27 protein-coding genes are annotated in these 25,724 nt (G+C 66.3%); 9 read left to right on the top strand and 18 right to left on the bottom strand.

What is annotated here, in order from left to right; all coding sequences use genetic code 11:
- Positions 1–2: 2 nt before the first annotated feature.
- Entirely contained in the window at positions 3–794 is a 792-nt protein-coding gene (locus V9K97_RS19815; RefSeq protein WP_258501347.1) for a fumarylacetoacetate hydrolase family protein, read from the bottom strand.
- Between the two features lie 205 nt (positions 795–999).
- Between V9K97_RS19815 and V9K97_RS19810 the strand changes: the two genes are divergently transcribed.
- From V9K97_RS19810 to V9K97_RS19775, 8 genes are all read left to right on the top strand, one after another.
- Positions 1,000–1,923, top strand: coding sequence for a helix-turn-helix transcriptional regulator (locus V9K97_RS19810; protein WP_337320217.1), 924 nt, complete (start codon positions 1,000–1,002; stop codon positions 1,921–1,923).
- Entirely contained in the window at positions 1,920–2,870 is a 951-nt protein-coding gene (locus V9K97_RS19805; RefSeq protein ID WP_337298765.1) for an AraC family transcriptional regulator, read from the top strand. Before V9K97_RS19810 ends, V9K97_RS19805 begins: the two co-directional genes overlap by 4 nt.
- 13 nt (positions 2,871–2,883) lie before the next feature.
- Positions 2,884–3,414, top strand: a complete 531-nt coding sequence (locus V9K97_RS19800; RefSeq protein WP_258508051.1) for a nucleoside 2-deoxyribosyltransferase — start codon at positions 2,884–2,886, stop codon at positions 3,412–3,414.
- 175 nt (positions 3,415–3,589) lie between these two features.
- Positions 3,590–4,867, top strand: coding sequence for an ABC transporter substrate-binding protein (locus V9K97_RS19795; RefSeq protein ID WP_258501341.1), 1,278 nt, complete (start codon positions 3,590–3,592; stop codon positions 4,865–4,867).
- Positions 4,864–5,742: a carbohydrate ABC transporter permease gene (locus V9K97_RS19790; RefSeq protein ID WP_337320135.1), complete on the top strand. Its 879-nt coding sequence runs from the start codon at positions 4,864–4,866 to the stop codon at positions 5,740–5,742. The genes V9K97_RS19795 and V9K97_RS19790 overlap by 4 nt, the downstream gene beginning before the upstream one ends.
- The gene (locus V9K97_RS19785; RefSeq protein ID WP_337320134.1) at positions 5,724–6,575 is read left to right on the top strand and encodes a carbohydrate ABC transporter permease; all 852 of its coding nucleotides are present in this window, start codon (positions 5,724–5,726) and stop codon (positions 6,573–6,575) included. Before V9K97_RS19790 ends, V9K97_RS19785 begins: the two co-directional genes overlap by 19 nt.
- 32 nt (positions 6,576–6,607) lie before the next feature.
- Positions 6,608–7,711: an ABC transporter ATP-binding protein gene (locus tag V9K97_RS19780; protein WP_337320132.1), complete on the top strand. Its 1,104-nt coding sequence runs from the start codon at positions 6,608–6,610 to the stop codon at positions 7,709–7,711.
- Positions 7,712–7,744: 33 nt separating this feature from the next.
- Complete coding sequence (locus V9K97_RS19775; RefSeq protein WP_258508045.1) at positions 7,745–8,794, top strand: NAD(P)-dependent alcohol dehydrogenase; 1,050 nt, start codon at positions 7,745–7,747, stop codon at positions 8,792–8,794.
- Positions 8,795–8,839: 45 nt separating this feature from the next.
- Here V9K97_RS19775 and V9K97_RS19770 read toward each other — a convergent pair whose 3' ends face one another.
- On the bottom strand, positions 8,840–9,745 hold the full coding sequence (locus V9K97_RS19770) for a LysR family transcriptional regulator (RefSeq protein WP_258508043.1): 906 nt from the start codon (positions 9,743–9,745) through the stop codon (positions 8,840–8,842).
- A 102-nt stretch (positions 9,746–9,847) separates the two neighbouring features.
- Here V9K97_RS19770 and V9K97_RS19765 point away from each other — a divergent pair, with 102 nt between their 5' ends.
- Complete coding sequence (locus V9K97_RS19765) at positions 9,848–10,603, top strand: sulfite exporter TauE/SafE family protein (protein ID WP_337320131.1); 756 nt, start codon at positions 9,848–9,850, stop codon at positions 10,601–10,603.
- A gap of 35 nt (positions 10,604–10,638) precedes the next feature.
- Here the strand turns inward: V9K97_RS19765 and V9K97_RS19760 are convergent, their stop codons facing one another.
- The 16 genes from V9K97_RS19760 to V9K97_RS19685 form a co-directional block, all read right to left on the bottom strand.
- Positions 10,639–11,106 (bottom strand): NUDIX domain-containing protein, encoded by a 468-nt coding sequence (locus V9K97_RS19760; RefSeq protein ID WP_337320129.1) that lies wholly within the window; start codon positions 11,104–11,106, stop codon positions 10,639–10,641.
- Complete coding sequence (locus tag V9K97_RS19755) at positions 11,106–11,555, bottom strand: GatB/YqeY domain-containing protein (protein ID WP_157614774.1); 450 nt, start codon at positions 11,553–11,555, stop codon at positions 11,106–11,108. Before V9K97_RS19755 ends, V9K97_RS19760 begins: the two co-directional genes overlap by 1 nt.
- A gap of 123 nt (positions 11,556–11,678) precedes the next feature.
- Positions 11,679–11,891, bottom strand: a complete 213-nt coding sequence (gene rpsU, locus V9K97_RS19750; protein ID WP_007833691.1) for a 30S ribosomal protein S21 — start codon at positions 11,889–11,891, stop codon at positions 11,679–11,681.
- A 109-nt stretch (positions 11,892–12,000) separates the two neighbouring features.
- Complete coding sequence (locus V9K97_RS19745) at positions 12,001–13,233, bottom strand: NAD(P)/FAD-dependent oxidoreductase (RefSeq protein WP_337320128.1); 1,233 nt, start codon at positions 13,231–13,233, stop codon at positions 12,001–12,003.
- Between the two features lie 17 nt (positions 13,234–13,250).
- Positions 13,251–14,030, bottom strand: coding sequence for a YaeF family permuted papain-like enzyme (locus V9K97_RS19740; RefSeq protein ID WP_258508026.1), 780 nt, complete (start codon positions 14,028–14,030; stop codon positions 13,251–13,253).
- Positions 14,027–15,157: a sterol desaturase family protein gene (locus V9K97_RS19735; RefSeq protein ID WP_157614771.1), complete on the bottom strand. Its 1,131-nt coding sequence runs from the start codon at positions 15,155–15,157 to the stop codon at positions 14,027–14,029. Before V9K97_RS19735 ends, V9K97_RS19740 begins: the two co-directional genes overlap by 4 nt.
- A gap of 107 nt (positions 15,158–15,264) precedes the next feature.
- Positions 15,265–16,137, bottom strand: a complete 873-nt coding sequence (locus tag V9K97_RS19730; RefSeq protein WP_337320125.1) for an ABC transporter permease — start codon at positions 16,135–16,137, stop codon at positions 15,265–15,267.
- A 1-nt stretch (position 16,138) separates the two neighbouring features.
- The gene (locus tag V9K97_RS19725) at positions 16,139–17,056 is read right to left on the bottom strand and encodes an ABC transporter permease (protein ID WP_337320123.1); all 918 of its coding nucleotides are present in this window, start codon (positions 17,054–17,056) and stop codon (positions 16,139–16,141) included.
- 124 nt (positions 17,057–17,180) lie between these two features.
- The gene (locus V9K97_RS19720; protein WP_337320122.1) at positions 17,181–18,449 is read right to left on the bottom strand and encodes an ABC transporter substrate-binding protein; all 1,269 of its coding nucleotides are present in this window, start codon (positions 18,447–18,449) and stop codon (positions 17,181–17,183) included.
- A 53-nt stretch (positions 18,450–18,502) separates the two neighbouring features.
- Positions 18,503–19,528 (bottom strand): ABC transporter ATP-binding protein, encoded by a 1,026-nt coding sequence (locus V9K97_RS19715; RefSeq protein WP_337320120.1) that lies wholly within the window; start codon positions 19,526–19,528, stop codon positions 18,503–18,505.
- A 168-nt stretch (positions 19,529–19,696) separates the two neighbouring features.
- On the bottom strand, positions 19,697–20,509 hold the full coding sequence (gene cobA / locus V9K97_RS19710) for a uroporphyrinogen-III C-methyltransferase (RefSeq protein ID WP_337320119.1): 813 nt from the start codon (positions 20,507–20,509) through the stop codon (positions 19,697–19,699).
- Positions 20,506–21,411: a DNA-binding protein YbiB gene (gene ybiB, locus V9K97_RS19705; protein ID WP_337320117.1), complete on the bottom strand. Its 906-nt coding sequence runs from the start codon at positions 21,409–21,411 to the stop codon at positions 20,506–20,508. The genes cobA and ybiB overlap by 4 nt, the downstream gene beginning before the upstream one ends.
- Before the next feature lie 67 nt (positions 21,412–21,478).
- The gene (locus tag V9K97_RS19700) at positions 21,479–24,274 is read right to left on the bottom strand and encodes a nitrate reductase (protein ID WP_337320115.1); all 2,796 of its coding nucleotides are present in this window, start codon (positions 24,272–24,274) and stop codon (positions 21,479–21,481) included.
- Between the two features lie 22 nt (positions 24,275–24,296).
- The gene (nirD, locus tag V9K97_RS19695; protein WP_258508007.1) at positions 24,297–24,722 is read right to left on the bottom strand and encodes a nitrite reductase small subunit NirD; all 426 of its coding nucleotides are present in this window, start codon (positions 24,720–24,722) and stop codon (positions 24,297–24,299) included.
- A 10-nt stretch (positions 24,723–24,732) separates the two neighbouring features.
- Positions 24,733–25,512 (bottom strand): type IV pili methyl-accepting chemotaxis transducer N-terminal domain-containing protein, encoded by a 780-nt coding sequence (locus tag V9K97_RS19690; RefSeq protein WP_337320113.1) that lies wholly within the window; start codon positions 25,510–25,512, stop codon positions 24,733–24,735.
- 13 nt (positions 25,513–25,525) lie between these two features.
- On the bottom strand, positions 25,526–25,724 hold a 199-nt coding region (locus tag V9K97_RS19685), incomplete at its 5' end, for a hypothetical protein (RefSeq protein WP_337320112.1).

Below are 25,724 nucleotides of genomic sequence, written 5' to 3'. Positions count from 1 at the left end.
CCTCAGACGATCCGGACCGAAAGGTTCGGCAGCCCGTCGATGTGGATCTCGATCACGTCGCCGCGCACCACAGGGCCCACGTTTTCCGGCGTGCCCGAATAGATGATGTCGCCGGGCATCAGCTCGAACGCCTGCGACAGGCGGCTGATCTGCTCGGCCACCGACCAGATCATGTGCTTGAGCGTGGCGTTCTGCTTGGTCTGGCCGTTCACCTTGAGCCAGATCGACCCGTCGGTGTAGTGCCCGACCTTCGCCACCGGATGAATCGGGCCGATGGGCGCCGAATGGTCGAAGCTCTTGCCGATTTCCCAGGGCTTTTTCTGGTCGCCCATTTCGCGCTGCAGGTCGCGGCGGGTCATGTCCAGGCCGAGCGAATAGCCATAGACCAGGCCCAGCGCATCCGCGGGCGCGATGTTGCGGCCGCCCTTGGCAAGGGCCACGACCAGTTCCACCTCGTAGTGATAGTTCTTGGTGAGCGTCGGGTACGGATGGTCGGCCACGGTGCCGGGCATCACGACCTGGATCGCATCCGCCGGCTTCTGGAAGAAGAAGGGCGGCTCGCGGGTCGGGTCGGAGCCCATTTCGCGCGCGTGGGCCGCATAGTTGCGGCCGATGCAGTAGATGCGCCGCACCGGAAACGCCTGCTCGCTGCCGACGATCGGAACCGTGGTCTGCGCAACCGTGAAGGGCGTTTGCGGCGCCCGCGATGCGCCGGCCGGCAGGGCGCAACCGGCAACTGCGCCGGCCGCCATGGCGGCAGAGCCGGCCAGCAGGCCGCGTCGTGAACTGGACATGATTTTTGTCTCCTGAATCTTTTGTTGGGCGATGAAAACCGGCCGAGGCCAGCCGGGCCATTCTGGAGCGCGCTGGCGCGGCGCTACCGCACGCATCTACGCAAAAACAGGACGCAAGCAACACCCGCCGCCGCTCGGCAGGCCCGGGGCAAAGGCTTACCATCGCGCCATGTCGGCCCTTCAATCCAGCCTTCGCCTCTACGGCATGCAGGAGCGCGCGAACCATCTCGACTTCGACATCCGCTTCGAAGGCGCGCGGGACGTGCTGGCGCGGCCGCACCGGCACGAGTATTTCCAGATCCAGGTCAGCATCCATGGCGGCTCGCAGCAGGTGGTGGGCGGGGCGGTGCGCCCGTTCACTGCCGGGCACCTGAGCTTTGTGCTGCCCTACCGCGTGCACGTGGTGCCGCACCCCCCCGGCGCCCGCTATGCCATCGTGAACTTCGACCAGGGGTTTCTCTGGCCCGAGCTGCCGGTCGAGGCGCTCGACCTCGAAGAGGTGCCCGTGTCGCGCCAGCCCGAGCTCGCGCCCTTCCTGTTCCAGGAGTACATGGACTTTCATTTCGGCGACGCCGATTTCGCGCGCATCCTCGGCTGGCTCGAAGAGCTTGCCGTGCTGAACCGCGAGCGGCGCTTCGGCAGCGTGGGCGCGATCCGCGGCATTCTGCTGCAGCTGATGGGCCTGGCCTGCAGCCGGCACGAGGCGCAGCTGCTCGCGCAGGCCGCGCTGCGGACCGGCCGCTGCTCGAGCCGCGATGCGCTCCAGCGCGTGATGCGCTATGTGCGCGAGCACCTGGGCGAAGAGATGTCGCTCAACGATGCCGCCGCGGCCGCCATGCTGTCGCCCAACTACCTTGCGCACCTGCTCAAGAAGCAGACCCACCGCACCTTCACCGAACTGGTGACCGAACGCCGCCTGGAGTGCGCGAAGGAACTGCTGCTGACGTCGAACGCGCGCATTGCCGACATCGCGCGGCAGTGCGGCTTTGGCGATGCGGTTTACTTCAGCCGCCGGTTCAGGTTGCGCAACGGCGTGACGCCGCGGCAGTTTCGCAGCCGGGCCGATGCCGGGCTTGGCAAGGCGACAGGGCCTGACAGGCAAGCAAGCCACCCCCGAGAGAAGCCATGAGCAGACACCACACCGCGCGAAAGCCGGAACTCGAACATGAACTGATGCGCGATCCGCGGCTCGGATTCGAGCCGGCGGGCGGGAGCTCCGTGCGCTGCCTGCAGCACGGCGTGCCCTGGCCGTTCGACTGCTGGCACTACCACGACGAGTACGAACTGCAGATCATCAACCGCAGCAGCGGCGATGCCTATGTCGGCAACCACATCGGACGCTTCGAGCCCGGCTACGTTGCGCTTGTGGGCGGGCGCCTGCCGCACACCTGGATCTCGGACGGCGTGCCGCCCGAGGGCATTGCCGATCGCAGCATGGTCATTCATTTTCGCGACGAACCGCTGCGCAAGGGCGTGGGCTTGTTCCCCGAGCTGGAGGCGGTGCTGCCGATGCTCGACCGCGCGAAGCTCGGCGTCGAGTTCTTCGGTATCGGCGAGCGCGTGCGGGAGCGCTTTGCGCGTGTTCAGGCGCAGGAGGGCCTGGCCCGGCTGTCGGAGTTCATCGGCCTGCTGCACGAGCTCGCCAACTGGGAAGACTATCGCCAGATTTCGAGTGCCGCAGGCCCGCTGGGCGAAGACCCGAGCGCCAACTCGCGCATGCGCCGCGTGCTCGACTACCTCGACCAGCACCTCACCGAAGACCTCTCGCTGCCGGCGGTGTGCGCGGTGGCCAACATGGCCGAAAGCAGCTTCTCGCGCTACTTTCACAAGCACATGGGCAGTACGTTCACCGACTTCGTCACCCGTCTGCGCATTTCGAAAGCCTGCGAGATGCTGCAAGTTTCCGACCGGCTGGTGAGCGACATCTGCTATGAGGTGGGCTTTTCGAACCTCGCCAATTTCAACCGGCGTTTTCTTCAGCTCAAGGGCATGACACCCTCGGCTTACCGGCACCAGGCGCAAGACCGGTTCGGACTTCGCACGGCGCAGAACACGCCGGTTGCTGCCGCGGCTTGAAAATGCCCAGTCCATGAAAGAAGACCCTCAACCCCCGTCACGCCCGCGCATCTACCTGGCGGGGCCCGACGTCTTTCGCCCCGACGCGCGGGACCACTTCGTGCGGCTTGCGGCGGCCTGCGAGGCGCTGGGGCTTGCGGCCCTGCTGCCGGCCGACGGCAACGAGGAGCTGAGCGCCGAAGCTCCCGAAAAGCGCATCTACGAGGCCAACATGCTGCGCCTTCGCGGTGCCGACGGTGTGGTGGCCAATCTGGCGTGCTTTCGTGGACTGGAGCCCGATTCGGGCACGGTGTTCGAGGTTGGCGCCGCGGTGGCGCTCGGCATTCCGGTCGTGGCCTATGGCGTTCCGGAAGGCAGCTATGCGGACCGCGCCAGGTCCGCCTTGCCATGCGCGGTCGATCCGGCCGGCGTGCTGCGCGAAAACGGCAGCGGCATTGCGGTCGAGGACTTCGGACAGCCGCTGAACCTCATGCTGGCCTGCTCGATCCACATTGCGCCGACGCCCGAGGCGGCGTTGTCGAAGATGGCGGAACTGCTCGCCTGATACAACCCTGACCCCCGGCAAAACCCCGAGCCGGCTGGTCATAAAAATATCAGTCAACCGGTCTGCGTGTACGCGGCGCCGGGCATCGGCTGCATACGCTTCGTCCCTCCTGCTTCTGCCGTCCACGCGCCGGCAAGTTGCCGGCAATCCACAACAAGCCACTAGGAGACGAACGATGTCGACTCGAACCACACGCCGCATCACGGCCGGCACCATGCTGCTGGCAGCGCTGGCCACCTGGGGTCAGGCGCAGGCCCAGGTCTGCAAGGAAGACGTGCGCGTGCTGTCGCAGCCCCGCGACGGCCTGACCCTGCTCGAAAAGTACAAGGACGAGTTCAAGAGCCTGAGCGGCGCCTCCTTCAGCATCGACAACCTCAACGAGAACGACCGTCGCACCAAGACGCGCGCCGACGCATCCACTGTCGGAAAGTACAACGTGTACTACGTCGACGAGGCCAATGTGCCGCTGTTCGCGCAGTCGAAATGGATTGCGCCGCTAGCGAAGTACTACCCGGCCGACTACGACTACGCGGACTTCGACCCCGGCCGGCAGAAGGTGGCCACCTTCGGCGGCGAGGCCTGGTTCGCGCCGCTCACCGGCGGCGGCGACCTGCTGGTGTACCGCAAGGACCTGCTCGAAAAGGCCGGCATCAAGCCACCGGCCACGCTGGAGGAATTTGTCGCCGCCGCGAAGAAGCTCAACGACCCCGCCAACGGGATCTACGGCGTGGCCTTGCGCGGCCAGCGCGGCTCGGGCGCGAACGTGTGGCGCTGGATGCCGTTCTTCCGCGGCAACGGCGGCCAGTGGTTCGACGGCGACAAGCCGGTGTTCAACTCGCCTGCGGCGGTGAAGGCCACGCAGACTTATCTCGAACTGTTCAAGTATTCGGCGCCGGGCACGAAGACCGGCGGATGGGACGAGTCCACGGGCGCATTTCTGGCCGGCAAGGTGGCGATGCTGATCGAATCGACACCGCTGGCGGGCAACGCGCTCGACCCGAAGATGTCTACCGTGATCGGCAAGGTGGCCTACCTGCCGCCGCCTTCGCCGCTGACGGGCGGCGGCTACGGCCACGGGCTGGCCATCGGCACCAAGGCCAACAAGACGGAAGAGGCGAAGAAGTGCGCGGGCCTGTTCATCGCCTGGGCCACCTCCAAGAAGAACGAGCAGCGTCGCCTTGCCGAAGGCCAGTTCGGCGAACTGAACCGCACCAGCGTGCTCGGCAGCCCCGAGTTCGCCAAGCGCTACGGCGCCGACCTGGGCAAGGCGCTGGCGGACACCGGCAAGCTCACGGCGGTGAACTTCTGGCAGGACGCGGCCTGGCCCGACCTGGGCGACCGCTGGGGAATCATTCTCGAAGAGCTGATCACCGGTTCCCGCAGCGACATCAAGGGCGGGCTGGACGAACTCGACGCCTACGCCAGGCAGCTGATCGCGCGACGCAAGAAGTGAAGAAGACAAGGCGCAACAAGACAAGGCTCCCGGCCGTCTTCATCGGGCCGGGGCTGCTGGTGCTGGCGGTTCTGGCGCTGGTGCCCACGCTGTTTGCCATCGTCATCTCGCTGCAGGACCGTGAGCTGGGGCAGGCCGATTCGAGCTGGGTGTGGTTGTCGAACTATGTCCAGCTGTTTTTGGACCGGCGCTTCCTGAACTCGGCGGGGGTGTCGCTGACGTGGGAAGTGCTGACCGTCAGCGCCACGATGGGCCTGGCCGTGCTGCTGGGCGTGCTGCTCTTCCAAGGCGCGACACCGCGCTGGCGCAACGTGCTGTCGATGCTGTTCATCGTGCCGGTGCTGCTGCCGCGCGTGTCGGCCGCCTTCGTATGGAAGTTTGCCTTCCATCCGTTGTTCGGCCTGTTGACCTGGCCGTACAAGGCGATTACCGGCGAGCCGCTGGACCTGCTTGCCAGCCCGGTGACGGCGCTGCTGACCGTGGCCTTCGTGGACGTGTGGCAGTGGGGGCTGTTCTTTGCCGTCATCGTGCTCAAGCTGCTCGAAACGCTGCCGCCGCAACCTTTCGAGGCCGCGCGCATGGACCATGCGAAGACGTGGGAGGTATACGCCTACGTGGCGTTGCCGATGCTGAAGGCGCCGCTCATCAGCCTGACCTTCGTGAAGATGGTCGAGTCGCTGCGCGCGTTCGACCTGATCTACGTGATGACGCGCGGCGGGCCCGGCATTTCCACAGAAACGCTGGACATGTACGCGTTCTCGCAGGGCTTCATCGAGTCGGGCCGCATTTCGTACGCCTCGAGCATGGCGGTGCTGATGATGGTCGCCTCGACCGTGGCATTCACCTACATCTGGAAATGGACGCGACCCTCGTGAACAAGAAGAAGCCGTTCTCCCTTGGCACGCTGCTCGCGCGCCTGGTGCTGGTGGGCGCGGGGCTCTCGGCGCTGGTGCCGGTGCTGTGGACGTTCATCAACTCGTTCAAGAACCGGGTGGACATCGTCTCGGCGGTGCCCAAGTTCGTCTTCACGCCGACACTCGAAAACTACCTCTACGTGCTTGGCCGCGATTCCGTGGCCAGCGGGTTGATCAACTCGCTGGTGGTGGTCGGCTCGGCTGTGGTCATTGGCGCGGTGCTGGGGCTGCCTGCCGCCTATGCGCTCGCGCGCTATCCGCTGCGCTGGGCCAACGACATCCAGTTCTTCGTCTTGTCGATGCGGTTCCTGCCGCCGGTGGCCGTCGCCATTCCGCTGATGGTGATCTGGCTGCAACTGGAGCTCTACGACACCCGCATTGCGCTCATCGTGACCTACACGCTGCTCACGCTCTCCACCGTGATCTGGCTGGCGATTCCGGCTTTCAAGGCGGTGCCCAAAGAGGTGGAGGAGGCCGGCCGGGTCGACGGCTACGGGCCTTACGCCATCTTCTTTCGCGTGTCGCTGCCGATTGCCGCTCGCTCGCTGATCGGCGCCATCGCCTTCGGCTTTGTGCTGGTGTGGAACGAGTTTCTCATTGCGCTGATGCTCTCCACCTCGGACGCGAAGACGCTGCCCATCGTCGCCTCGGAGCTCAGCCAGCTGGGGCGCGACGTGCCCTGGGGCATTCTGAATGCCTCCGTCATCCTGCTGTCGCTGCCGCCGCTGTTGATGGTCGGGGTGCTCAGCGGCTTTCTCAACGCCGCGTTCAAGCGCAAAAGGGACGGCGCATGAGCCGGGCCGATCAACTTTCCGGAAGGCAGACCATGTCCGCGATCAGCTGCAACAACATCATCAAACGCTACGGCGACACGCAGGTCGTGCACCAGTTCGACCTGGAAGTGTCGGACAACGAGTTCGTCGTGTTTCTCGGGCCTTCGGGCTGCGGCAAGTCGACCATCCTGCGCATGCTGGCGGGACTGGAAGAAATCAGCGACGGCGACCTGCTGATCGGCGGCCGGCGCGTGAACGACCTGCCGCCGCAGGAGCGCGGCATTGCCATGGTGTTCCAGAACTACGCGCTTTATCCGCACATGACGGTGCGCGACAACATTGCCTTCGGCCTCAAGCGCCTGAAGGTGCCCAAGGCCGAGATCGACAGCCGCATCAAGGAGGTGTCCGACACGCTCGGGCTGGAGCGCTACCTGCAGCGCAAGCCGGCGGAACTTTCGGGCGGCCAGCAGCAACGCGTGGCGATTGCGCGCGCCATGATCAAGACGCCCAAGGTCTTCCTGTTCGACGAGCCGCTGTCCAACCTCGATGCCAAGCTGCGCAATCACATGCGCATCGAGATCGCCCGGCTGCACCAGGCACTGAAGACCACCACCGTGTACGTGACGCATGACCAGCACGAGGCGATGACGCTGGCCGACCGCATCGTGCTGCTGCGCGACGGAAGCATCGAGCAGGTGGGCTCGCCCAAGGAGATCTTCGAACGGCCGCGCTCGGCCTTTGTGGCCGGCTTCATCGGCACACCGCCGATGAACCTCGTCGAGATGGCGGTCAGGGACCTTGGCGGGCGCTGCGAGCTGAGCGGCCGGGGCGGCAGCGTGCAGGTGGACGCGCGCCGGTTCGCGCTCGAAGGGCGCGAGCGCGTGACCCTGGGCGTGCGCCCCGCGCACCTGCAGGTCGACACGAACGATGGGCGCAACGGCGGCTTCTCGGGCGAGGTGCAGCTCATCGAATATCTCGGCAACGAAGTGCTGGTGAGCTTTGGTGCGGACGGCAGCGAAATTTCCGCGCTGATGCCCTCGGCGCAAGGGCCGCGGCTGCGCGAGCGCGTCAGCTTCGTGCCCGACCCGCTGCGGATGCACCTGTTCGACGTTGAAACCGGCGCCTCGCTGCTGCGCGCCGACACGCCCTTGCACTGAAACCCTCAAGCACACCCTTAGCGAAAGATCGACATGAGAGCACTTGTTCTGGAAAAGGCGCACGAACTCACACTGCGCGACGTCGAGGTTCCCCTGCACGTGGGGCCCCGCGACGTGAAGATCCGCATGCACACGGTGGGCGTTTGCGGCAGCGATGTTCACTATTACCAGCATGGCGGCATCGGCCCCTACACGGTCGACGAGCCGATGATCCTCGGCCACGAAGCTTCCGGCGTGGTGGCCGAAGTCGGGGCCGAGGTCACGCACCTGAAGCCCGGCGACCGGGTGTGCATGGAGCCCGGCATTCCGCAGATGGATTCGCGCGCGACGCGCGAAGGCATCTACAACCTCGATCCGGCCGTGCGCTTCTGGGCCACGCCGCCCATCCACGGTTGCCTCACGCCTTTCGTCGTGCATCCGGCCGCATTCACCTTTCGCCTGCCGGACAACGTGAGCTTTGGCGAAGGCGCCATCGTCGAGCCGCTGGCCATCGGTCTGCAGGCCGCTAAGAAGGCGGCGCTCAAGCCTGGCGACGTGGCGGTTGTCGTCGGTGCCGGCACCATCGGCGCCATGACGGCGCTGGCCGCGCTCGCGGGCGGTGCGGCGCGCGTGATTCTTGCCGACCTGGTTGCTGAAAAGCTGGCGCTGTTCGCCGGCAATCCCGCGGTGACCACGGTCAACGTGCGTGACACCAACCTTGCGGAAACCGTGAAGACGCTCACCGACGGCTGGGGCGCCAACGTGGTGTTCGAGGCCAGCGGCAGCACGCGCGCCTTCGACGGCATCTTCGACCTGCTGTGCCCCGGCGGGTGCCTGGTGCTGGTGGGCATTCCGCCCGCCAAGGTGGCCTTCGACATCGTCGCGATCCAGGCGAAGGAAGTGCGCATCGAATCCGTTTTTCGCTACGCCAACATCTTTCCGCGCGCGCTCGCGCTGATCGCCTCGGGGCAGGTGAACGTGAAGCCGTTCATCTCGCGCACCTTCGCTTTCGAAGACGGCATCAAGGCCTTCGAAGAGGCGGCGGCGGGCAAGGCGACCGACGTGAAGATCCAGATCGAGTTTCCCGAGCCGGCAGCGGCCTGAGCCTGCGGCGGCCGCAACGGAGGCGCCAATGCGGTGGCGGCCCGGCTACTTCGCCGCAACCTTCTCCGGCGGCGTCAGCAAATGCTCCAGCATGCGGCGCGCGTTGAGCGGCAGGTCTTCCGACGAACGCACGCAGGCCATCAGCGTGCGCTCGGCCCATGCATCGCTCAGCCCGGCGCGCGCGATTTTCATCGAACGGGCGCAGCGCACGGCCGCGGTCTGCGGCACGATGCCCACGCCGATGCCGTGCTCGACCATGCCGCACACCGCCTCGAAGTTGCGCACGCGCACGCGATAGGCCAGCTGCTTGCCCATGGCGCGGGCATGCTGCGTGACCAGCCGCTGCAGCGCGCTGTCCTCGGTCAGGCCGACGAATTCGCTGTCGGCCACCTCGGCCAGGTGTACGCGGCGCCGCCCGGCCAATGCATGCCCGCGCGGCATCACGAGCACGAGGTCGTCGCGGCGGAAGGGATGGCACTCGAGGCCCTCGGTGCTGACCGCGTCGGAGACGATGCCGATGTCGCACAGGCCCGCGCGCAGCGCCTCCACAGAATCGGGGCTCGGCCGCTCTTCCAGGTCGACCGAGATGCGCGGGTGCTGCGCGAGAAAGCGGCTCAACACCTCGGGCAGGTGTTCGTTCAGCGCCGAGGTGCCGCACATGAACCGCACGTGACCCTTGAGGCCCTGACCGTACTCGCCAAGCTCGCCGCGCATGCGCTCCATCTGCTGCAGCACGACGCGGGCATGGTGCAGCAGCGTGCGGCCCGCCTCGGTGGGGCGCACGCCCTGCGCGTGCCGTGTGAGCAGCGGGCTGCCGAGCGCGTCTTCCATGCCGCGCACGCGCTGGCTCGCCGAGGCGAGCGTCATGTGCGAACGCTGTGCGCCGGCGGTGAGGCTGCCGGCTTCCACAACGTGAAGAAACAGCCGAAGGTCTGTGAGGTCGAATCGCATGGTGAGCCCACAAGGTAGCACGGGAGCCTCAGTCTGTGCCTGAGGCCGGCTGCGCCAAAGCCGCATTTGCAGGCGCAAGCCCGGCCGGCAGACTGGGCATCAATGGACATATCGAATCAACTGTCCGGCCACTGGCTCGCTGCCGCCGCTGTGTTTCTGCTGGCCGGCACGGTCAAGGGGGTGATCGGGCTCGGCCTGCCGACGGTGGCAATGGCGCTGCTCGCACTCTGGATGCCGCCGGCCCAGGCGGCCGCCTTGCTGATCGTGCCGTCGCTGATCACCAACCTCTGGCAGACCGGCCCGCGCGCGACTTTCAAGCCGGTGCTGCGCCGCATCGGCGGCATGCAGGCCGGCATTGTGGCGGGCACGCTGGGCGGCGCGTTGTGGCTCGGCGTGCCTGGGGGTGCATGGGCGTCGGTGGCGCTCGGGGTGGCACTGGTGGCCTATGCGCTCTGGGGGCTCACGGGCCGGCAACTGCATGTGCCGCCGGGGCGTGAGCGCTGGCTCGGCCCTGTCGTGGGTGCGGCGACGGGCCTGGTCACCGCGGTCACTGGCGTGTTCGCAATGCCGGCCGTGCCTTATATGCAAGCCTTGGGGTTCCAGCGCGATGCGCTCATCCAGGCGATGGGCATTTCATTCACCACGTCGACCGTGGTGCTCGCCATCGGGCTGGCGGGCAACGGGGGATATCCGGTGTCGGCGCTCGGCGGCTCCATCGCGATGTTGCTGCCGGCCATCGGCGGCATGGCGCTGGGTACGTGGCTGCGCAAGCGGTTGCCCGTGGCGGTGTTCCGGCGCTGCTTCCTGGCTGGGCTGGCGCTGCTGGGGCTTTATATGGTGGTGCGCGTGCTGGGGTGAGGCTCTTACCGCCCGGCGCCGCCGGCAGTGGAGCCTCAGGCTGCGAGCAAGGCTTCGCGAACGCGCTCGATGGCTTGCCGGTAGGGCAGGGTGAAGTTCTCGACGTCGTCGCCCTGCGCCAGCCAGCTGAACGAGAACACCAGGCCGTCTTCTTCCGGGCTGCCCATGGCCACGTGGTCGAAGCTTTCGGGCAGAGGCGCTTCGGCGCGCATCAGGAACAGGTGCCAAAGCTGCGGATGGCGCAGTGTGTTGCCCTCGGTGCCGGCCTCGCAGTCGCGGTGCAGCGTGCCGAGCGATTGCAGCTCGCCGACGTGGTCGATGCCCGATTCCTCGAGCAGTTCGCGGCGCACCGCCACCTCGGGCGATTCGCCGGGCTCGATGGTGCCCTTGGGCAACTGCATGTTCCCGTCGCCCGGATGGCGGAACACCAGCAGCCGGCCCCGTGCGTCGACGAGGCAGGCGCAGGCTTTCAGTATGGTGGTGGCGCAGCCGCCGTCGTTCATCAGGCGCCTGCGAGGGCAGCCTTGACCGCCGCGCTCACCTGGCCCATGTCGGCCTTGCCGGCGAGGCGGGTCTTGACCGCGCCCATCACCTTGCCCATGTCGCCCGGGCCCTTGGCACCCAGTTCGGCCACGATGGCTTTCACCTCGGTGGCCACTTCGTCGGCGCTCATGCGCTGCGGCAGGTACACCTCGAGCACCTTGATCTCGGCCGATTCCTTGTCGGCCAGGTCGGCGCGGCCGCCGGTGGTGAAGGCGGCGATCGAGTCCTTGCGCTGCTTGACCATCTTGTCGACGATGGCAACGATCATGGCGTCGTCGAGTTCCACGCGCTCGTCCACTTCCTTCTGCTTCAGGGCGGCCATCAGCAGGCGGATGGTGCCAAGGCGCTCCGAGTCCTTGGCGCGCATCGCAGTCTTCATGTCTTCGGTGATCTGTTCCTTGAGGCTCATGCTCGGGGCTCCTGGTTCGGAAAAAACAAAAGCCGCGGCAGGTTTCCCTGGCGCGGCTGAGGCAGCAATCGGGTCGCTGGGCCGACTTGCGTCAAAGGCCGGCGACCCTGTTGCCAACGGGCATCAGTACAGCTTCTTGGGGAGCTGCATGCTGCGCACGCGCTTGTAGTGGCGCTTGACGGCGGCTGCCTTCTTGCGCTTGCGCTCGGCGGTCGGCTTTTCGTAGAACTCGCGGGCACGCAGGTCGGTCAGCAGGCCGAGCTTTTCGATGGTGCGCTTGAAGCGGCGCAGGGCGACGTCGAAAGGCTCGTTTTCTTTAACGCGGATGGTGGTCATTGATGAATCGTTGAACTGAATTTGGCTCGGGGAGATCGAGGCCCCAAGCCGGGGTTCCTCAACTGAAAATTTTTGCGGCCGTTGAGGGAAGGCCAAAGTTAGCCCGCGATTATAGCGCGGTTGCACACGCATGTGCGCTCGCCCAAGCCCATTGAAAGTTGTATCCGCCCAACCATCCGGTCACATCGACCACTTCGCCGATGAAATAAAGGCCCGGCTGCTTGGATTCCATCGTCTGGGACGACAAATCGCGGGTGTCGACCCCGCCCGCGGTGACCTCGGCCTTCTTGTAGCCCTCGGTGCCGCTGGGGGTGATCTGCCAGCGGGCAATGCGCTCGGCCAGGGCCGCCAGGGCCTTGTCGGCCGCCTCGTTGACCGGCCGCTGCAGGGCCGGGTCTTGTCCAACCCAGGCGTCGGCCAGCCGGGAGGGCACCAGCGTGGCCAGTTCGTTGGCAATGCGTTTTTTCGAGCGGAGCTTGGCTTCGCCCAGCGCTTCGGCCACGTTCACGCCCGGCGCAAAGTCCAGCGTCAGCGGGGTCCCGGGCTTCCAGTAGCTTGAAATCTGCAGCACGGCCGGGCCTGAGAGGCCGCGGTGCGTGAACAGCAGGTCTTCGAGGAAGGCCATCTTTTCTTTCTTGGCGCCGGTCTCGATGCGCACCGGCAGCGCCAGGCCGGCCAGTTCGGCATACGGCGCCCAGGCTTCGCCGCCGAAGGTCAGCGGCACCAGTGCCGGGCGGGGCGTGACCACGCGCAGGCGGAACTGCTCCGCCAAGCGGTAGCCGAAATCGCTGGCACCGATCTGCGGAATCGAGAGGCCGCCGGTGGCGACCACCAGCTTGGGCGTTTCGATCAGGCCTTTGCTGCTATCGATTTGGTAGCATCCCGCGCCCGCCGCGCCGGCTTCAGGTGCCGAAAACGCGATCTTCCCAAGCTTGCAAGGCTGCCAGCGCGTGACGTTGCCCGCCTCGCACTCGGCCAGGAGCATGTCGACGATCTGCTGCGAAGAGCCGTCGCAGAACAGCTGCCCCTTGTGCTTTTCGTGAAAGGCGATGCCGTGCTTCTGCACCAGCTCGATGAACTGCTGCGGGGCGTAGCGCGAGAGGGCCGAGCGGCAAAAATTCGGGTTGTCGCCGATAAAGTGGCGCTGCGGGGCGCGCACGTCGAGATCGCGGTTGGTGAAGTTGGCGCGGCCGCCGCCCGAGATGCGGATCTTCTCGCCGACCTTCTCGCTGTGGTCGACCAGCAGCACCTTGAGCCCGCGCTGGCCCGCCAGCCCGGCGCAGAACAGCCCGGCCGCACCGGCGCCGACCACGACGACATCGAACTGGAAAGGAGCGCTCAAACCGGTAACGAGGGAATTCAGGGGCCATCGGCCGCAAGAAGCGGCGGCGCGTTGTACTTCAGGTGCCCGACATAGCGCAGCGGCTGCGTGGCGGCAATCGAGGGCACGTCGCCCTCGCGCATGTGCAGCAGGTCGGCCGGGCTCACCCAGCGGGGGTCGGCGTCGGTAATCGGCATGCCGGCCTGGCGATAGGCTTCGAGCACGAACTGCGAGCAGAAGAACTGGTCGTCGCGGCTCGCGCCCAACTGCACCATGGCCATGCCGCTGATGCAATAGTGGCTCACGGCCGAAGGTATCAGCGGCAGCTCGCACAGGCGCCGGTTCAGCACGAAAGGCGCGTTCAGCAGCACGCCGGTGGTGTTGTAGCGGGTGCCGACCTGCGAGTTGGCCCAGGCGCGTAGCTTTTCGACCCCCGCGGCATCGAGCCCGGGCACGCGAAAGGCGACGACCATCTGTTCTTCGTCCACCACATCAGCCACCCGCCGTGCGCGCACACCGGTGCCCACGGCTTCGGCAATCAGTCCGTCGCCCAGATACAGCACCGCATGGCTCACCGGCGAGAAGGTGCCAAGGCGAATGCCGAAGGAATTGACCGTGGCGATCGAGGTCAGCAGGATGTCGCCCGGCTGCAGCGCATCGGCGGCGATGAGCTCGCCCCCGTTGCCGGGCGCAATGACCGAGCTTTGCACGCGCAGGCGCAACCCTGTGTCCTTGGAGGGCAGGTCCACTCGCGTGGCGCACGCCGTAAGCAGCAGCGCGGCGGTGGCCGCGGCCATGAGAAGGGCGGTACGCATCATCCCTTCCAGACGAACGGGAACTTCAGTTGCTTGAAGAAGCCGTTGGGCACGTAGTCGCCGAGCACGCCGTATTTTTCGGGCCAGAGCTTGGTGCTCTTCACCGCGGTGCCGAAGATGTAGTCAAGAAAGGCGTAGTGCGCCGAATAGTTCTTGTCGAGCGCCTCGACGTCTTGGCTGTGGTGCCAGTGGTGGAAGTTGGGCGTCACGATGATGTAGCGCAGCGGGCCGAGCCGAACGCTCACGTTGCAGTGGTTGAACACCGCCTGGAACCCCACCACCACGATGTACGCGTCGATCACTTCCTTCGAAAAGCCGAACACGTAGATCGGCGCGAGCACCAGCGTGCGCGTGATCAGCAGCTCGAGAATGTGCTGGCGCGAGCCGGCCATCCAGTCCATGCTTTTCACGCTGTGGTGCACCGCATGAAGGCGCCAGAGCACCGGCACCTCGTGGTAGGCGCGGTGGGTCCAGTACTGCACCAGGTCGGCCACCAGGATGATCAGCAGCAGCCCGGCCCAGAACGGCAGGTTGCCCACCCAGCCGCGAATGCCGTCGTTGGCCGCCCAGCCGAAGAACTTGTGCACCATCAGGTTCGTGGCCAGCAGCACGAAGCCCACGATCATGTGGTTGACCACAAAGTGGTGAAAGTCGGTTTGCCACTCGGCGCGAAAAACCGGCTGGTCCTTGCGCAGCGCGAACAGCTTCTCAATGAAGATGAAGATCAGCGAGGAGCCCAGCAGGTCGAGAATGAACCAGTCGAGGCCGATGTACGGCGTGTTGTCGGCAAAGTCGTTCACCGGCACCTTGTGCCCGCCGAGCAGCGCGGCCGCGGCCACCAGCAAAAACGCGGCCGAAGAGAGCCAGCGCGAGCGGTTGAAGATGATGTTGACCAGCGCCAGCCCGCCCGAGATGACCATGGCCGCCAGCAGGATGAAACGCATCACGTCGACGTTGTAGCTGCGGCGCAACTCCGGCGTTGTGAGGTACTGCGGAAAGTGGAATGCCAGCACACCCAGAAAGCACAGGATGCCCAGGCTCAGCGCGATGGTTCCTGTCACCAGGCCACGGCCGCGCTGCAGCTCGCCATGGTTCTGGGTGAATTCGTTGAGTTTGTCGATGTCGAGCATTCCCGCCTCTCTCATTGTTTGCGCTTTTGTTGGAGCGCGATTTTAGGCGGCCGTAGGAAAACGCCCACGTCCGCCAAAAGGTCTAGACGCGGCGCCGGTCTTCGGCGCTACCGCGGCCGAACGGCACGCCGGCGCAGCAGCGCAGCCGCGCCCAGGGCCACGGCCATCACCAGCAGAGACACGACGGTGGTCACCGTGCCCAGCGCATAGATCGACGGCGTGGTCACGGTCGAGGTGAGGCCCTGCAACTCGAGCGGCAGCGTGTTGACGTCGCCGATGGCCTGCGAAGTGCGGGCAATCTCGTCCCACGACAGGGTGAAGCCGAACATGCCGATGCCGACGATGGAAGGGCCGATCAGCGGAAGCACCACGTGGCGGAAGGTCTGCCAGGGCGTGGCACCCAGATCGCGCGCGGCTTCTTCGTAGGCGGGGTTGAAGCGGTTGAACACCGCGAACATGATGAGCAGGCCGAAGGGCAGGGTCCAGGTCAGATGGGCCCCGAGCGCTGAACTGAACAGGCCGAGCGCGGTGCCGTAGCCTTCGAGCAGGGTGGTGGCGTCCATGGCCTCGAGCAGGCTCTTGACGCCGGTGTCGATGAGCCGGAACTGCAGGCCGATGCCGAGCGAAATGATGATGGACGGCATGATGAGGCTCGCGACCGTCACGAAGAAGAGGGCGTTGCTGCCCGCGAGCTTCTTGCGGAATGCGAGGCCGGCCAGCACCGAGAGCACCACGGTGAACGCCATCACCACAGCACCCAGCGCGAGCGAGCGCCTGAATGCGGCGCCGATATCGACGGTGCCCAGGCCTTCGGCCAGTTTGTAGAACCAGTGCAGCGAGACGCCGCGCAGCGGAAAGGTGAGGCCGCCTTCGGGGCCCTGGAAGCTCAGGATGAAGATCGTGATCATCGGGCCGTAGAGGAACAGCACGAAGAGGGCGAACACGATCGCAAGGGGCCAGAAGCCTGGGCGACGTTCCATCTCAGAGTTCCTTGCGAATATCGACCAGCCGGGTGAGACCCCAGATGATCATCAGCACCACCGCCAACAGAATCATCGCGTTGGCCGCAGCCAGCGGAAATTGCAGGTACGAGGTCTGCACCTGGATGATCTTGCCGATCGATGCGATCTGCTGGCCGCCCATGACGCCGATGGTCACGAAGTCGCCCATCACGATGGTGATGACGAAGATCGAGCCGATCAGGATGCCGGTGCGCGACAGCGGCACCACCACGTTCCACAGCGTCTGCCAGCCCGAGGCGCCCGCGTCGCTGGCGGCTTCGAGCAGCGAACGGTCGATGCGCATCATGCTGTTGAAGATCGGCACGATCATGAACATCGTGTAGAGGTGCACGAAGGCGAGCACCACTGAAAAATCGGAGAACAGAAGCCACTCGACCGGCTGTTCGACCACACCGAGCCCGGTCAGCATCTGGTTGACCAGACCGTTGCGGCCCAAGAGCGGCACCCACGAAATCATGCGGATCACGTTGGAGGTCCAGAACGGCACGGTGCACAACACGAACAGCACCGTCTGCATCGTCGACGAGCGCACATGGAAAGCCAGGAAATACGCGACCGAAAAACCGATGAGCAGCGTGATGCCCCACACCAGCAGGCAGAACTTGAAAGTGCTCAGGTAGGTGTTGAGCGTGACGCACAGGTCGCCGTTGTCGGTGAGCTGGGAGCAGCCCTCGAACAGGCTTGCGTAGTTGCGCAGCGTTATCGCCGGAATCAGTTCGTACTCGTTGAAGTTCCACAGGCTCACCATGGCGATGAGCGCCAGCGGAATCAAGAAGAACAGCAAGAACACCAGCGCGAACGGCGCCGCCTGCCACCATGCCTTCACGGCATGGATGGACGGGCTGGGCGCGTGCGCGCTGGCGACCGGCGAACTCATGGCGAGTGAAACGAGGCCTGTGCGTGGGCCACCGCGGAACCGGCTTTGCCGGGCCGCTGGTGGCGCCCCCTTGAGGGGGGAGTCGAGCTACACGAAGTGAGCGAGGGACGGGGGTGGGACATGTTCAAGCCGCGACGAACTCGTTCCACTTGCGAACCATGTACTCGTTCTCGTCCATCACCGCGTTCCAGCACGCGATGCCGCCCATGCGCTGCTCGTAGCTGCCGCCGTCGCGCACCGCGCCGGCCTTGGCCAGCAGGTCGCCGTTCGGGCCCTTGATGTCTTGCGTGGCGGCCTTGCCTTCCATCCAGTAGGCCCACTCATAGGCCTCCATCTTGGCCTTGGCCGTGTCGAGCACGGCGCTGTAGTAGCCCTGGCGGTTCAGGTAGGCACCGGCCCAGCCGTCGAGGAACCAGTTGATGAATTCATACGCGCCGTCGAGCTTCTTGCCCGACAGCGTGGCCGGCAGACCGAAGCCGGCGGCCCAGGCGCGGTAGCCTTCCTTGAGCGGCTGGAAGTTGCAGGCAATGCCTTTGGTGCGCACGGCCGTCACGGCCGGCGACCACATCGACTGGATCACCACCTCGCCCGAGGCCATCAGGTTGACCGACTCGTTGAAGTCCTTCCACAGCGCGCGGAACTGCCCGGCCTTCTTGGCTTCGATCAGGGTCTTGATCGTCAGGTCGATCTCGGCCTTGGTCATGTTGCCCTTGTCCTTGTACTTGTGGATGCCCTTGGCCTCCACCACCATCGCCGCGTCCATGATGCCGATCGACGGAATGTTCAGAATCGCGGCCTTGCCCTTGAACTCGGGGTTCAGCAGCTCGGCCCACGAACCGATGGGCCGCTTGATCAGGTCGGGGCGAATACCGAGCGTGTCGGCGTTGTAGACCGTGGGGATGAGCGACATGAACTGCGTAGGCGCGGTCGCGAACTTCTTCGACTTTTCGCCTTCGAGATAGATCACCTTCTTGGGCGCGGTGCCCTGGTCGCCCACGGCCTTGCCTGCGACCTCGCCCTTGGTGAAGAGCGTGGTGATCTTGTCGGCGTTCTTGATCTTCTTGGTGTCGATGCCCTTCAGGTTGCCGGTGGGCACGATCTTCTTGAGCGAGAAGAACTCGGTGTCGATCAGGTCGAAGCTGTTGGGCGCGGTCACGGCGCGCTTGGTCACGTCGTCGGTGGTCACGGCCACGTACTGGATTTCGATGCCCGTGTCGGCCTTGAACTTCTCGGCAATCGCCTTGTCCTGGTTCACTGCCGTGCCCAGGTAGCGCAGCACGATTTTTTCCTGCGCATGCACGAAGGGCGCAATGCCCGTGGCAAGGATGCCGGCGGTGCCTTGCAGCAGGGTGCGACGCTGGAGGCCGGCGGACGAGTCGATGGGGTCGGTCATGGAAGAGTCTCCGTGGAAAAAAAGTGGCGGATGAACGAAACGGAAAGGGAGGACTACGCTGCAACGGCGAGTGCGCGCGCATCGGCCTCGGCCCATGCAAGGCGCACCACATCGCCCGGCGCATAGGGGCTTGCCAGAAAGGCGGCTTCGCCCAGCAGCACCGACACGTTCTGGCGCCCGGGCGCAGCGGCTTCGAGTGCAAGGCCGAGCAGCACGTAGGTGCCTTGGTACTCGACGTCGGTGATGGCCGCGGCAATGCCTTCATCGCCGGACGCCGGGGCGATCCGCATGTGGTCGTTGCGCACGGCAATCGGGCCGGCGGGCGTGTCGAACACGTTGTGGCCGCCCATGAAACGCGCCACGAATTCGTTGGCGGGATGGTTGTAGATCTGGTGGGGCGAGCCGACCTGTTCGATCACACCGTGGTTCATCACCACCATGGTGTCGGCCAGCGCCATCGCTTCTTCCTGCGAGTGCGTCACATGAACGAAAGTCAGCCCCAGCTCCTTCTGCCAGCGACGCAGTTCGGCGCGCATCTGGATGCGCAAGAACGGATCGAGCGCCGACAGTGGCTCGTCGAGCAGCAGCACGCGCGGTTCGGTAATGAGCGCGCGCGCCAGTGCCACGCGCTGCTGCTGGCCGCCGGAGAGTGCACCGGGCTTGCGGTCGGCCAGGTGGCCCATCGCCACCCGCTCCAGCAGGTCGCGCGCGCGCTTCTGCCGTTCGGCCTTGCCTGTGCCTTTCATCTTGAGGCTGAAGGCCACGTTGTCCACCGCCGAGAGGTGCGGGAACAGCGCAAAGCTCTGGAACATCATCGCCGTGCCGCGCGCGGCGGCGGGCAGGTTGGTGATGTTGCGGTTGTCCAGCAGGATGTCGCCGCTGGTGACGGACTCATGCCCCGCGATCATCCGCAGCGTGGTGCTCTTGCCGCAACCTGACGGGCCCAGCAGGCAGCAGTAGCTGCCGCTCGCAATGCGCAGGTCGATCTGGTCGACCGCGGGCGGTGTGCCGGCGGCGTAGCGCTTGCTCAGGGCAACAATTTCAACGGCGGCGGGCGGAGGCGTGGCGACGACAGTCATTGGCCGGCGCCGCACACGGAAAACGATCGAGAAACGAGCATGCTGGCGTTAAGCACGCTCCATGCCACCTGGGTGCCAAAGCGCCCTTGCGGGCGAGTGCAACGACTGGTGCTCAGCAGGCGTTGCTTGGAGAACAGCCCGGGCTTCCGAGCTTTCTCTTCCGTCGGCTCAGGTGCCGAACCGGCCGGCGTCGGAGCCCGCCGGCAGCGCCGCAGCAGCGAGCCCGCGCAGCACATCGCCCACCACAATGACCGCGGGGCTCGCCAGCCCGCCTTCGGTGATGCAGGCCTGCAGCCGGTCGAGCGTGGCCGTGATGTGGCGCTGCTGCGGCAGGCTCGCGTGCTGGATGACTGCGACTGGCGTGTTGCCGGGCAGTCCCTGAAGCAGTTCGCGTTCAATGTGGCCCGCGCCCGCCACGCCCATGTAGATCACCAGCGTGAGCCGCGCGCTGTGCGCGGTGGCGGCCAGCGCACGCCAGTCAGTGGCGTCTTCATACGCGCTGGCACCGGTCTTGGCGTGGCCGGTGACGAACACCACGCCCTGTGCGTGGTCGCGGTGCGTGAGCGGCACGCCCAGGGAGGTGACGGCGGCAAGGCCGGCGGTGATGCCGTTGATGACCGTGCATTCGATGCCGGCTTCGCGCAGGTGCTCGACCTCTTCGCCACCGCGGCCAAAGATGAACGGATCGCCGCCCTTGAGGCGCACCACGGTTTCGCCTTCGCGCACCGCGGTGATCATGAGCCGCTCGATGAACGCCTGCGGCGTGCTCTTGCAGCCGCCGCGCTTGCCCACGTGCACGATGCGAGCATCGGGCCGCGCATACGAGGCCAGGATGCTCTCGCTCACGAGGTCGTCCACCAGCAGCACGGTGGCGGCCTGGATCACCTTCACGGCCTTGATGGTCAGCAGCTCGGGGTCGCCGGGGCCGGCGCCCACCAGCGTGCAGCTTCCGGCGGTGAATGGGGATGTGGGTGCGTTCATGCGTGGGCTGCCAGTTGCGTGATGTGCCTGACCTGGGTGGCAATGGCTTCCGGCACGGGAAGCTCGCCATTCAACACGCGGCGCGTGTAGTCGGCCGTGGTCGCGACGTCGATCTCTTTCGGCAGGCCCGGCACTTCGTTCGACGTGCCGGCGGCCTGGGCCTGCAGCTCGCTGCGCACGCCGCGCACAAAGCCGTCGATCTGCGCGGTGCGGCGCGGGTCGGAGACCACTTCGCCTTCGAGCCCGCGCGAGAGCAGGGCGGTCATGCCCATGAGCTGGAAAGTCTCTGCCATGGTGCGCGCGTATTCCGGATGGGTGTAGCTTGCCACGACCACGCAGGGGCCGGTGGTCGGCTGCATCAGCTTGACCACGCTGTGGCCAGGGTTGCGCAGGCCCACCACGCGGCGCACGTCGAGCAGCCGCTTGAGCGCGGGGTTGAGCAGTTCGGTCGGCGCAAAGCCGACCTCGCCGGATGCAATTCTTCGGATGGCGGTGAGCATGGGGATGTCCAATGCCTCCAGCACGTTCGATGCCAGCACGCGCGATGTTTCGGTCGCGCTGCCGTGCACCAGCACCGGCAGGCCTTCGCGGGCAAGCAGCAGGGCGAGCAGCGGCGTGAGCACCGGCAGCTTGCGCGCGCCGTTGTAGCTCGGCAGCACGATGAGGGGGCGGTCGGCGGCCGGAACGTGGTTGAGCCGCGCATGCGTCGCATCGAGAAAACCGGCCATCTCTTCAGGCGTTTCGCCCTTGATGCGCATGGCCAGGCAAAAGCCGCCGATTTCCAGGTCGGTCACGGTGCCGTCCAGCACCTGGCCGAACAGGTCCGTGGCCTGTTCGCGCGTGAGCGGCTTGGCGCCTCGCGCGCCGCGGCCGATTTCCTTGATGTATTGGCTGATTCCCATGGGTGCCCCGATTGTCCCGCAATGCTTATGCCGGAAAGCAAGGCGGCTTATGCCCTCCATGCGACCTTTATGCACCCTCCGCGAGAACCTCCACCGGCGTTGCCCGCACCATGCGCTTGAGTTCGGGCAGGCAGGAGCCGCAGTTGGTGCCGCATTTGAGCGCGCCCTGCAGCGAGGCCAGCCGCTCCTCGGGCGTGCCGCTGCAGCGACCCAGTTCACCCTGGATGGCCAGGTCGGTCACGTTGAAGCAGGTGCAGACCGTTTGCCCGCGGGACTGCACCGCCACCGGCGCGCGGGCGCCCGGCGACAGCAGCAGCCGGCCGTAGGTTTGGGCCGGAATTTCCTCGCGCAGCAGGGTGCCGATCCAGGCCTCGGCGGTGGTGTCGCCGCCCAGCAGGAAAGCTTCGAGCCCGGCGTTGCCGTCGGCGCGGCGCACCAGCCGTGCCACACGGCGCTGGCCGCGGCGGCGGTCGGCGTAGCGCAGGGCATCGCTTGCGCCAAGGCCGAGCAGGCCCTCTATGCGGTCGATGAGGCTGTCGTCCGGCGTGTCGTGCGCGGCCGCGCGAAAGAGGATGCCGCTGCGCTCTTCGCCCGGCGTGTTGCCCGAGAACGGCACGCAGGTGGCAAACGGAAACATCGCCATCAGCGGCTTGAGTGCCTGCTGCGCGGCAAAGGCGGCGTCGGGCGGCAGCCAGGCCATGGCGAGCAGCGACCACGGCAGCTCGGCCTTGAGGATCTTGACCGGCGTGTGCTTGAGCTCGGGCTGTTTCGAAGTGGGGCAGTAGGCCGGCGTGGTCAGCGCGTTGATGCCGGCCAGCGGCGTGCCGGTCGAAGAGCAGCCGCTCAGGTATTCCTCGCCCCAATGCATGGCAACGAAAGCCTGGCTCAGGCCGATCTCGGCGCTGGCGCGCGCGGGCAGCAGGATGGAGCCGCGCTTGGAGGTCAGGTGCACCAGGTCGCCGTCTTTCAAGAGGCGGCGCGCCATGTCCTGCGCGTTCATCTGCACCACAGGCTCGGCCACGTGGCCGAACAGGCGGCCGACCGTGCCGGTGCGGCTCATGCCGTGCCACTGGTCGCGCAAGCGGCCCGTGTTGAGCGAGAACGGGTAGCGCGCCTCGCGCGCCTCGGCCACGGGTTTGTAGACGGTATCGACGAAGCGTGCGCGGCCATCCGGCGTCGGAAAAACGCCGTCTTCGTAGAGCCGGGCGCGGCCGGTGGTCTCGCCTTCCTTCAGCGGCCATTGCTGGGGGCCGGCCGTTTCGAGCATGGCGTAGCTCAGGCCGGTGATGTCGAGGTCGCGCCCGCGGGTGGATTCGCGATGCTCGTTCCACACCTGCTCGGCCGAGCGGTAGGGGAACAGCGTGTCCGTGCGGCCGAGCCGCTGTTCGAGGCGGCGTGCAAAGTCGACGGCAATCGACCAGTCGTGGCGTGCCTCGCCGGGCGCAGCCACCGCGGGGCGCACGCGCGAGATGCGGCGTTCGCTGTTGGTCACGGTGCCTTCCTTCTCGCCCCAGGTGGTGGCGGGCAGCAGCAGGTCGGCGAAGGCGCAGGTCGATGTGGTCGAAAAAGCTTCCTGCACCACGACGAATTCGGCGCGCTCGAGGGCGCGGCGCACCGTGGCTTGGTCGGGCATCGATTGGGCGGGGTTGGTGCAGGCAATCCACAGCGCGCGGATCTCTCCGTCGGCGGCGGCCTGGAACATCTCGACCGCGGTCTTGCCGGGCTTCTCGGGCACGGAGGGCAGGTTCCACAGCGCCGCCACTTCCGCGCGGTGCGCGGGGTTGGCCAGGTCGCGGTGGGCGCTCAGCAGGTTGGCCAGGCCGCCCACTTCGCGCCCGCCCATGGCGTTGGGCTGGCCGGTGAGCGAGAACGGGCCGGCGCCGGGCTTGCCGATCTGGCCGGTGGCCAGGTGCAAGTTGATCAGCGCCGCATTTTTGGCGGTGCCGCTCGACGATTGGTTCAGGCCCTGGCAATACAGGCTCAGCGTGGCGGGCGAGGTCGCGAACATGCGCGCAGCGGCAAGCAGGTCGTCCTTGGAGATGCCGCAGATCTGCGCCACCTTGTCGGGCGTGCATTCGCGCACCGTGGCCTTCAATGCATCGAAGCCGGTGGTGTGGGCCGCGATGTAGCGGTTGTCGGTCCAGCCTTCCCACAGCATCAGGTGCAGCATGCCGTTGAACAGCATGACATCGGTGCCGGGCTGGATGGGCAGGAACAGGTCGGCAATTTCCACCGTGTCGGTGCGGCGCGGATCGGCCACGATGATCTTCATGCCCGGGTTGGCGGCCTTCGCGTCCTCGATGCGGCGAAAAAGAATCGGGTGCGCCCAAGCGGCGTTGCTGCCCACGATGAAAAGGCACTCGGCATGCTTCAGGTCGTCATAGCAGGCGGGCGGCGCATCGGCGCCCAGCGTCTGCTTGTAGCCGGCCACCGCGCTGCTCATGCACAGGCGTGAGTTGGTGTCGATGTTGTTGGTGCCGATCAAACCCTTGGCGAGCTTGTTGAAGACGTAGTAGTCCTCGGTGAGCAGTTGGCCCGACACATAGAAGCCCACGGCGTCGGGCCCGTGGTCGCGAATCACCTGCGCGAACTTGTCGACCGCGCCGTCGAGCGCGGTGTTCCACGCCACGGGTGCTGGCTCGGCGCCGCGCGCGGCACGCTGCATCGGGTGCAGCAACCGGGTCTGGCGCGTGACCGTGGCCGTTGCCGTGAGGTGCAGCGTGGAGCCCTTGGTGCAAAGGCGCCCGAAGTTGGCCGGGTGGTCGGGGTCCCCGCGCGCGCCGGTGATCTGCGCGCCGTCGGACTCGATGATCACACCGCAGCCCACGCCGCAGTAGGGGCAGGTGGAGCGAGTTTCTTCCATGGGTCGTGCCTTGGTTGTGCGCCTAGCTGCCGTGCGGCGCCTGCACGTCGAAGGTCTCGTCGCCCAGCTTGCCGGCCGTTGCGGCGCCGGGGCCGGCGCGGGGCGGTGCCAAGTCGATCGCATGCGTCTTGAGTTCTTCCGCATCCAGATGCACCACGCCCTCGGCGACCTTCACCGCGAACTTGGGCGTGCATCCTTCGTCAGGCGACTTGGCGCAGCCGTCGTCCAGCCCGATGGCCCAGTTGTGCAGGGGGCAGGCCACGCTGGTACCGAACACGATGCCCTGGCTCAATGGGCCGCCCTTGTGCGGGCAACGGTCGAGCAGCGCGAACACCTGGTCTTCTGAATTGCGGAACACGGCGACGGCCACACCCACGGGGCGCGCCACGCGGCGGGCGCCCAGCACGGGGATGTCGTCGATACGGCAGATGGCTTTCCATTCGCTCATGGTGGGGTCTCTAGGTTTTGAGGTCGGAATACAGGCCGGTCACGCGGTCCATGATGGCCAGCAGGTTCTCGCTGGCCACGAACACGTCGGACATCAGGGCGGGTGAGGTTGCCGCGCCTTCGAGGCGCTGGAGGCCGCGGTTGAAGAACATCCACTGCGCGTCGGCCAGCACCAGTTCCTGGCGGATCTGCGCGGTGGCTTCAGGCGCGTTGCGCAGGGTTTCGAGCGCGGCAAGGAATTCGCCGCGCGCCTTTGCAATTTCTGCCGTGCTGCCAGTGGCGTCGATCTGCATCGCGCCGGCCAGGTAGAACTTGGCCATGCGCTGGGACAGCATGCGCTGCCGGCCGGCGATATTGACCAGCCGGCCCACCGGCTTGCCCGAGGCGGTTTCGTACTGCGTGGTGCCCTGGTTTGCAAGCGCGAGCACGGCGGCATCGAGCTTGACGATGCGGGCGGCCTCTTCCTTGCCGAGCGAAGGGCCGGTGAGCTCGCGCCTGAATTCGCTCCATGCGCCGTCGAGCGCGTCATAGGTGCCGCGGATAGCGGGGCTCGGTGCGAAGGCCTTGAGCTCGGTCAGCTGTCTTTCGAACAGTGCAATCGATTTGTCGAGCACTTGCTGCGCGCTGCGCGTTTCCACTTTCTGCGCCAGCGCGAGATAAGCCTTGCTCGCGCGCTGCGACAGCATGCGCTGGCGGCCCGCCTTGTTGATGGCGTCGTTGAGGTCGGCCACCTGCGCGTGGGCACCCACCGCGGCAAGCGCGGAAGAAGCGATGAAGAGTCGTCTTTTCAAGTAGCTTCCCCGCCTACACCGTGAGCGGCGTGAACTGCCGCACATCCACCTGCGCTTGGCTCGACTCGAACCAGGGATCCGGCTCCCCGTCCAGCGCGAACTGCAGCCGCTCCCACAGCGCCTTGCGGCCTTCGGCGTCTTCCAGGATCTTCTTCTTCACATAGTCCAGCCCCACCCGCCCGATGTAGTGCACCGTGCGCTCCAGGTACCAG

It is taken from the genome of Variovorax sp. CCNWLW186, from assembly GCF_037203865.1.
Classification (GTDB): Bacteria; Pseudomonadota; Gammaproteobacteria; order Burkholderiales; family Burkholderiaceae_C; genus Variovorax.
The sequence above is the reverse complement of the archived record's forward strand: the minus strand, read 5'-3'. Positions and strand labels throughout refer to the sequence as shown.

What these genes read in the sequence shown, in the direction of transcription:
- V9K97_RS19780 (WP_337320132.1), top strand. Translation starts at nt 6,608, where the DNA reads ATGTCCGCGATCAGCTGCAACAACATCATCAAACGCTACGGCGACACG.
- V9K97_RS19765 (WP_337320131.1), top strand. Translation starts at nt 9,848, where the DNA reads ATGGACATATCGAATCAACTGTCCGGCCACTGGCTCGCTGCCGCCGCT.
- V9K97_RS19805 (WP_337298765.1), top strand. Translation starts at nt 1,920, where the DNA reads ATGAGCAGACACCACACCGCGCGAAAGCCGGAACTCGAACATGAACTG.
- V9K97_RS19810 (WP_337320217.1), top strand. Translation starts at nt 1,000, where the DNA reads ATGCAGGAGCGCGCGAACCATCTCGACTTCGACATCCGCTTCGAAGGC.
- V9K97_RS19800 (WP_258508051.1), top strand. Translation starts at nt 2,884, where the DNA reads ATGAAAGAAGACCCTCAACCCCCGTCACGCCCGCGCATCTACCTGGCG.
- V9K97_RS19740 (WP_258508026.1), bottom strand. Translation starts at nt 14,030, where the DNA reads ATGATGCGTACCGCCCTTCTCATGGCCGCGGCCACCGCCGCGCTGCTG.
- V9K97_RS19775 (WP_258508045.1), top strand. Translation starts at nt 7,745, where the DNA reads ATGAGAGCACTTGTTCTGGAAAAGGCGCACGAACTCACACTGCGCGAC.
- V9K97_RS19815 (WP_258501347.1), bottom strand. Translation starts at nt 794, where the DNA reads ATGTCCAGTTCACGACGCGGCCTGCTGGCCGGCTCTGCCGCCATGGCG.
- V9K97_RS19760 (WP_337320129.1), bottom strand. Translation starts at nt 11,106, where the DNA reads ATGAACGACGGCGGCTGCGCCACCACCATACTGAAAGCCTGCGCCTGC.
- V9K97_RS19720 (WP_337320122.1), bottom strand. Translation starts at nt 18,449, where the DNA reads ATGACCGACCCCATCGACTCGTCCGCCGGCCTCCAGCGTCGCACCCTG.
- nirD (WP_258508007.1), bottom strand. Translation starts at nt 24,722, where the DNA reads ATGAGCGAATGGAAAGCCATCTGCCGTATCGACGACATCCCCGTGCTG.
- rpsU (WP_007833691.1), bottom strand. Translation starts at nt 11,891, where the DNA reads ATGACCACCATCCGCGTTAAAGAAAACGAGCCTTTCGACGTCGCCCTG.
- V9K97_RS19730 (WP_337320125.1), bottom strand. Translation starts at nt 16,137, where the DNA reads ATGGAACGTCGCCCAGGCTTCTGGCCCCTTGCGATCGTGTTCGCCCTC.
- ybiB (WP_337320117.1), bottom strand. Translation starts at nt 21,411, where the DNA reads ATGGGAATCAGCCAATACATCAAGGAAATCGGCCGCGGCGCGCGAGGC.
- V9K97_RS19735 (WP_157614771.1), bottom strand. Translation starts at nt 15,157, where the DNA reads ATGCTCGACATCGACAAACTCAACGAATTCACCCAGAACCATGGCGAG.
- V9K97_RS19715 (WP_337320120.1), bottom strand. Translation starts at nt 19,528, where the DNA reads ATGACTGTCGTCGCCACGCCTCCGCCCGCCGCCGTTGAAATTGTTGCC.
- V9K97_RS19725 (WP_337320123.1), bottom strand. Translation starts at nt 17,056, where the DNA reads ATGAGTTCGCCGGTCGCCAGCGCGCACGCGCCCAGCCCGTCCATCCAT.
- V9K97_RS19755 (WP_157614774.1), bottom strand. Translation starts at nt 11,555, where the DNA reads ATGAGCCTCAAGGAACAGATCACCGAAGACATGAAGACTGCGATGCGC.
- V9K97_RS19785 (WP_337320134.1), top strand. Translation starts at nt 5,724, where the DNA reads ATGGACGCGACCCTCGTGAACAAGAAGAAGCCGTTCTCCCTTGGCACG.
- V9K97_RS19770 (WP_258508043.1), bottom strand. Translation starts at nt 9,745, where the DNA reads ATGCGATTCGACCTCACAGACCTTCGGCTGTTTCTTCACGTTGTGGAA.
- V9K97_RS19700 (WP_337320115.1), bottom strand. Translation starts at nt 24,274, where the DNA reads ATGGAAGAAACTCGCTCCACCTGCCCCTACTGCGGCGTGGGCTGCGGT.
- cobA (WP_337320119.1), bottom strand. Translation starts at nt 20,509, where the DNA reads ATGAACGCACCCACATCCCCATTCACCGCCGGAAGCTGCACGCTGGTG.
- V9K97_RS19795 (WP_258501341.1), top strand. Translation starts at nt 3,590, where the DNA reads ATGTCGACTCGAACCACACGCCGCATCACGGCCGGCACCATGCTGCTG.